The sequence below is a fragment of the Limosilactobacillus pontis DSM 8475 genome (assembly GCF_001435345.1).
GTDB classification, from domain to species: Bacteria; Bacillota; Bacilli; order Lactobacillales; family Lactobacillaceae; genus Limosilactobacillus; species Limosilactobacillus pontis.
Genome location: NZ_AZGO01000021.1, coordinates 1 through 6076, shown reverse-complemented (window position 1 = coordinate 6076; position 6076 = coordinate 1). Strand labels below are relative to the sequence as shown.

7 protein-coding genes are annotated in these 6076 nt (G+C 43.8%); all 7 read right to left on the bottom strand.

The window, feature by feature from the left end:
• Positions 1-87: 87 nt before the first annotated feature.
• The 7 genes from FD34_RS01465 to FD34_RS01435 are packed head-to-tail and all read right to left on the bottom strand — an operon-like array spanning position 88 to position 5984.
• Positions 88-939: a glycosyltransferase gene (locus FD34_RS01465; protein ID WP_057806088.1), complete on the bottom strand. Its 852-nt coding sequence runs from the start codon at positions 937-939 to the stop codon at positions 88-90.
• Between the two features lie 54 nt (positions 940-993).
• Positions 994-1653 carry a sugar transferase gene (locus FD34_RS01460; RefSeq protein ID WP_057806086.1) on the bottom strand — a complete coding sequence of 220 codons (660 nt, stop codon included), beginning with the start codon at positions 1651-1653 and terminating at the stop codon, positions 994-996.
• A gap of 13 nt (positions 1654-1666) precedes the next feature.
• On the bottom strand, positions 1667-2605 hold the full coding sequence (locus FD34_RS01455) for an NAD-dependent epimerase/dehydratase family protein (RefSeq protein ID WP_057806083.1): 939 nt from the start codon (positions 2603-2605) through the stop codon (positions 1667-1669).
• Between the two features lie 12 nt (positions 2606-2617).
• Positions 2618-3394 carry a tyrosine-protein phosphatase gene (locus tag FD34_RS01450; protein WP_057806080.1) on the bottom strand — a complete coding sequence of 259 codons (777 nt, stop codon included), beginning with the start codon at positions 3392-3394 and terminating at the stop codon, positions 2618-2620.
• Positions 3394-4152 (bottom strand): CpsD/CapB family tyrosine-protein kinase, encoded by a 759-nt coding sequence (locus tag FD34_RS01445; protein WP_057806078.1) that lies wholly within the window; start codon positions 4150-4152, stop codon positions 3394-3396. The genes FD34_RS01450 and FD34_RS01445 overlap by 1 nt, the downstream gene beginning before the upstream one ends.
• A gap of 15 nt (positions 4153-4167) precedes the next feature.
• The gene (locus FD34_RS01440) at positions 4168-4959 is read right to left on the bottom strand and encodes a YveK family protein (protein WP_057806076.1); all 792 of its coding nucleotides are present in this window, start codon (positions 4957-4959) and stop codon (positions 4168-4170) included.
• A gap of 11 nt (positions 4960-4970) precedes the next feature.
• Positions 4971-5984: an LCP family glycopolymer transferase gene (locus FD34_RS01435; RefSeq protein ID WP_083479772.1), complete on the bottom strand. Its 1014-nt coding sequence runs from the start codon at positions 5982-5984 to the stop codon at positions 4971-4973.
• Positions 5985-6076 lie beyond the last annotated feature (92 nt).

Below are 6076 nucleotides of genomic sequence, written 5' to 3'. Positions count from 1 at the left end.
CTTCTTGCTTAATCTACGTCACTAAATTCGTTCAAGTTATTTCTTGCAATCTGCCACAATAATTTTATGGCCCATCCCTTTTAGGGGTTAGTTACTATATCGATGAAGTATCTTACGATAAATAATTTTTCTTAACCATCCTGGTATTAAAATATTTGCGGTCATAAGCCAATCACCTAGAAATCTTTCTCGCCAGGTTAATACTTTATGTTTATACAGGAATTTACGTAAGCGATAGAAATATTTAATATTAGAAAACTTACCTCTACGTTGATACATTCCCTCATCTACTCGCATTTTTACCAATACTCGATCTATATTTTTTACATGAAACTTATAAACAATAATGCGTGCCCACAAATAATAGTCTTCAAGATTACCATAAGGCATATACCCTCCTACCTTTTGCAAAGCGTCCTTATTCAGCATAACAGAAGGATGATTAAATGGGCTCCGCCACTTAATGAATTGCCGTAAAAGAGATTCAGTGGTTGGTACTTTTCGATAACCAACAATATTTGATGATTCACCAGCAAATTCTTGGATCTGACCGCCAATTACCGCTAGGTTTGGTTCCCTTACGACTTCTTTTAGTTGAAGTTCAAAACGATTATGAACACTAATATCGTCACTATCCATCCGGGCAATCCAATCAGTAGAAACAAACTTAGTGCCAAGACGAAGTGATGCTCCTAAACCCTGATTGCGGATTGATTTTATTACTTTAAAGTCATTAACAAAATTTGATCGATGTTTGTTAATAACTTCTTGTAATATTGTGGGAATCGGTCCATCCTCTACCAAAATAATTTCTGTCGGCAAAACTGTCTGGCCTTCGATACTGCATAATGATTGATCAAGGAATTTTGGATTTTCCCTTTTATATACTGACATTAGAACCGAAAAATCGGGGTATGTCTCTGTTCCTTTTTTTACCATAGTTTGAATTAATTTTCTCCTTTACCTCTAGAATTACAAGAGGAAAATTAAGGATCACCGTGCTCCGTTACCAGTAATAAGAATCTTAAACGTTTCAATTGCAATCTTAAAATCAAATGTTAAGGAGTAGTGACTAATGTAATAATTATCGAGCTTACATTTTTCATCTGGTTTTAAATCATATCCCCCGTGAATCTGAGCATAACCAGTTAATCCGGGAATAATTCGTAAGCGGCGCGGAAAATCCGGCCATTCTTCATAAAATTTCTGAGTAAGAACAAATCGCTCCGGCCGCGGACCAACTAAGCTCATATCTCCTTTGATAATGCTCCAAAACTGTGGCAATTCATCAACTCGTGTCTTACGCATAAAGCGACCAACTGAGGTAACCCGTGGGTCATTTTTCTTAGCCCAAACGGCTCCAGTTTTCTTCTCAGCATCATTTCGCATTGACCGTAGCTTAACGATCGTAATTGGCTTTCCCATATAGCCAACACGTTTCTGCTTGAAGAATACTGGCCCTTTTGAGTTCAGCTTAATCAAAATTGCAAAAATGAAAATAATTGGTAAACTAATAATCCCAAAAATCACTCCAAAGACAACATCACAGATTCTCTTACCAACCAACTTCGACTTAGGAACTGGTTTCCCAATATGTTTCAAGAATGTGTAACCGTTCTCTGGACTGGCTGTCTTTTCTACCGAAGCTTGCAAAATAATCCTCCTTCTAGTTTTCTGAATAATACTTCCAATAATTGCTTAGGCCATCGTGAAGCGACCACTGCGGTTCAAAGCCAATTTTCTTAAGCTTAGAAACATCTGCACGTGACTTACTAATGTCACCCTGACGAGCTTCTTTCTGAATAATGTTTAACTTTTTTCTCGCAATATCCTCATATGTATGAATGACATCAATCAATGGCGTTTCGTCACCATTGGCAATGTTATATACGGCTGGTTCATCCGTCTCGGTTGAAATCTTGATCAGTGCATCAACGACATCCTCGACATAAACAAAGTCCCGAGTCTGGGCACCATCACCGTAAAGGGTAAATGGCTTATCCTCCTTAAGACACTTAGTCACGATTGACAGAACTCCCGAATACTCGGAATTGGGATTCTGGCGTGGTCCGTAAACGTTGAAGAAGCGAACGGCAACGGTTGGAATACCATATAGCCGTCCAAAATCAACCGTATAACGTTCAGAAGCGTACTTATCAATTGCGTACGGGGTGAGGGGATCCACATGCGAATCCTCAGTCTTGGGAAAGTCTGCCGCGTTTCCATAAACCGCCGCTGAGGACGTAAACAGGAACTTCTTAATCGGTAAATGATTGGCGCGAATAAACTCCAACGTATTGACTACCGATTCCTGGTTTACCAGGTGGGTGTACCATGGCCGAACAACAGAATCGGCAACACTCGATACCGCCGCCAAGTAATAGATATAGTCAAAATCGCCCTTTAACAAGAGATCATGCATAAATTGTTCATCGCAAACGGTGTGCTTGTAAAAGACGATTTTGTCATTAATATCGGCAAGGTTCTCCAAGCGCCCCATTGAAAGGTCATCAACCACTATTACTTTATTGCCATTTGCAACTAGTTTATGAGCCAAGAAAGACCCAATAAAGCCAGCTCCGCCTGTAATTAATACTTTAAACATATTATTCACCCTCTAAAATAACCAAAAATGTTTTTCCCTTTTCTTTATCGGTTGCAAATCATTTAGAGGAACATTCTCCCCATTAATAATTGCCCGTGCATTCAGCTGATACTGATCTGCCAGCTCTTGACCAAATTCATGTCGTAACTTTTCAAAAGCCTGACACATTTCATATTTACGTCCTGGCAGATCATGAGCATCCGAAGCAAATATATAGCCCTGTCCGGCCTCAATGAGCTGACGACTAAAATTCTCCACCTTTTTTCCAAAGGTTCCAACATAAGAACTAGCCGTAATCTGAGACAAGCATCCTTTTTCAAGTAATTGATAAATCTGATCAGGTTCAGCCATGATCTTGGTATTCCGCTCTGGATGCACGATCACTGGCGTAATTCCCCGTTGTTGAATATCAAAAATCATCCGACTGGTATAGCTTGGTACGTCATCGTCGGGAAATTCCAGCATCATATACTTACCAGCCGTATCCGCAAAGAGGATATCATCTTTATCCAAGGCATCTAGTAACTGTCCATTGATCCGTACTTCCTGACCTGGAAAAACTGTCAGTGGAATATTATGAGCCTTAAGCTGTTCCTGGAACTCCTGCGTTCGCCGAATCACATCCTGCTTATGGTTCACGTAGCGACCGTTCATATGGTGGGGTGTCAAGAGGGCATGAGTAACCCCGTTTTCCGTTGCCTCCCGGGCTAGCCGCAGTGAGATATCCATACTTTTAGAACCATCGTCAATCCCCGGCAAAAGGTGACAGTGGAGGTCAACCATTACCATTACTTATCGTCTCCATCATCGCCATAACCGTAGCCATAACCGTAGCCGTAACCATAATCAGCAGAGCCATCACTCGGCACGTCATTCATTACATAACCAAGCAGGTTGGCATGGGCCAGTTTCAGGAGTTCAACCGCCCGCTTGGCACCAAGCTTCTGGGTTTGCCCCTGCTTAACCACAAGCACCACCGCATCCAGGTAATGTGAGATAACCTGAGTATCGGTAACTTCCAACATTGGTGGTACATCAACAATTACCATGTCATACCGTTCTTTTGCGGCTTTTAGAAAATCCTTCATCCGTTGTGAACTTAACAATTCAGCTGGGTTAGGCGGAGTTGGACCACTCGGCAAGACAGATAGGTTTTCGATCCCACTCGGTTGAATGATCTTATTCAAGTCGATTGTCCGGGCATGACTGGTTAAAATGGTGGTTAACCCTTCACGGTTATCAAGGTCAAAGGTCCGATGCAATGTCGAACGTCGTAAATCGGCATCAACCAACAACACCTTCTGACCGTTTTGTGCCCAAACCACGGCTAGGTTATCGGTAACTGTTGACTTACCCTCGGAGACATTAGCTGAGGTCAGCGCCAGCGTCTTGATTGGGTTATCAATCGCCATGAAGTTGATGTTCGTCCGCAGGGTCCGGAACTGTTCGGAGATTGGACTCTTCAGGTGGACAGCTGTAATTAGCTGGGCACCATTATTGATTTTCGCGTTTGCTTGATTCTTGTTTCCACGATGAAATAGTGACATTCCGCTCTCCTCCTTTTAGACCCGTCGTTCAGCTTGCGTGTTATCTTCACGCCGTACCTGATTTGCCTTAAAGGCATGACTCAAATGGAAGTGTTTGATGTGACCAAGGTTGGTCAAGCCAAGTTCCTTCGTCATGAAATCATCATCCTTGATGGTCGTGTCCATCAATTCCTTGATAATCAGGTAGATAGCGCTCAGCAATAGACCAAGCACTGCTCCAGCCAGAGTAAATAACTTAACGTTAGGGAATGACGGGCTGTCCGGTGCTGCCGCTCGGGAAACGATCGTCACGTTGTTAACTGACATGATCTTCTTAATCTGTTTCTTGAAGACCTGGGCAATCGTATTTGCAGTCGCTGCCGACAGGTTTGGATCGTCCGTCTTAACGGCAACAGAGAAAACCTGAGAATTTTGCTGCGTATTGATGCTAATAGCATCCTTTAATTCACTAACCGGCATATTGTAAGAACGGCCGTATTCGCGTACTACCTTCGCACTGTTAAGCTGGTGACTAACCTTGTTCAAGACCACTTGGTTCGTGATCAGGTCCTTGTAAGTGTTAATCATCTGAATATCAGCCTGCTGATTGTTGTAGGCTTGCCCGTTATTATCATTGCTGCGCTTCTGGTTAACCAAGATCTCAGTTGTCGCCGTATACTTTGGCACCACTACAAACTGAGCAACCACAAAGCCCAACACCCCAGCGAGTAATGTCCAGACGATCAACATCTTGAAGTGCTTACGCAGGATCGCCATCAGGCGGCTCAAATCAATTGTGTTGTTTAATGTTTCTGACGAATTATTCAAAGCTCTACTCCTTAATTCTTAAGACTATTCTTTAATAGGTTCGTAATCCGTTGTTGTTCACTCGTTGGGACAACCTCAAATGCCTGACCGTCTTCATTTTGGCCGCGGCCTTGAGCGTGATCTTGAACGATCTTAGCGTTCGTCCCGCGATAGTTCTGAGCCAGCTTCAGCATATCGTTGAAGGTCAGATCCGTCTGTGAACTGTTGGAGACGGACTTAAGGAAGGACCGGTTCAATACGGTCTTGTATGAAACGGACTTCTTCAGCAGGGCCATAATCACGATCCGCTGCCGCTGCTGACGACCATAGTCACCCTGAGGGTCATCATAACGCATCCGACTGAACTTCAATGCATTGGAACCGTTCAGGTGGTAGGTCTTTCCTTTCTGGAAGTGGGCCCCCTCATAATCAAAGGTCAGTGGTGATTTCACATCGACCCCGCCGACTTGGTTGATGGCCTTTTCCATACCACCCATGTTAACCAAGACATAGTAATCAATCGGCACATCAAAGTGTTCCTGAACAGTCTTGACGCTCTCCTTGACTCCGCCAAAGGCATAGGCCGCATTGATCTTGGCTGGTGAATCCTCTGGATAGTCTGGCAGGGTAACCTTCATATCCCGCGGCAGACTGACGATTGTCGTTGTCTTCTTCTGCGGGTTCAGAGTCATGATCATCATCGTATCCGTCCGGCCCTTGTAATCCCTACCGAGGGCCCCGGTATCGGTCCCCAGCAGGAGGATCGATACTGGCCGCTTCTCGTCTAGGACCTTGGCAGCGTTCCGGGACTTATTAATCCCGGCGCTGTTATACATGTCATTCGTGGTCGTCTTGAGGTTGTGCCATGCGACCCCCGCAAAGAAGAGGGCCACCAGGACTAAGACGCCAACGATCCACCAGAAGATCTTCCAACCGCGGTGACGGCGGTGGTGCCGATGATGGTGGTGACGGTGATGCTGCTGGGCTTCAGCGTCCATTGTCTCTCGACGTTCATCACTTGGATATTGATTATTTTCATCAGACATAAGATAACGTCTCCTATTGAGTTAATAATTTTAAGTTATGGCAGATTGTAAAATTTAAGTTGAACATTTAAGTGGACAGAAAAACCCATCAA

Coding starts and splice junctions, on each gene's coding strand:
- FD34_RS01465 (WP_057806088.1), bottom strand. CDS start 939: ATGGTAAAAAAAGGAACAGAGACATACCCCGATTTTTCGGTTCTAATG.
- FD34_RS01455 (WP_057806083.1), bottom strand. CDS start 2,605: ATGTTTAAAGTATTAATTACAGGCGGAGCTGGCTTTATTGGGTCTTTC.
- FD34_RS01450 (WP_057806080.1), bottom strand. CDS start 3,394: ATGGTAATGGTTGACCTCCACTGTCACCTTTTGCCGGGGATTGACGAT.
- FD34_RS01445 (WP_057806078.1), bottom strand. CDS start 4,152: ATGTCACTATTTCATCGTGGAAACAAGAATCAAGCAAACGCGAAAATC.
- FD34_RS01435 (WP_083479772.1), bottom strand. CDS start 5,984: ATGTCTGATGAAAATAATCAATATCCAAGTGATGAACGTCGAGAGACA.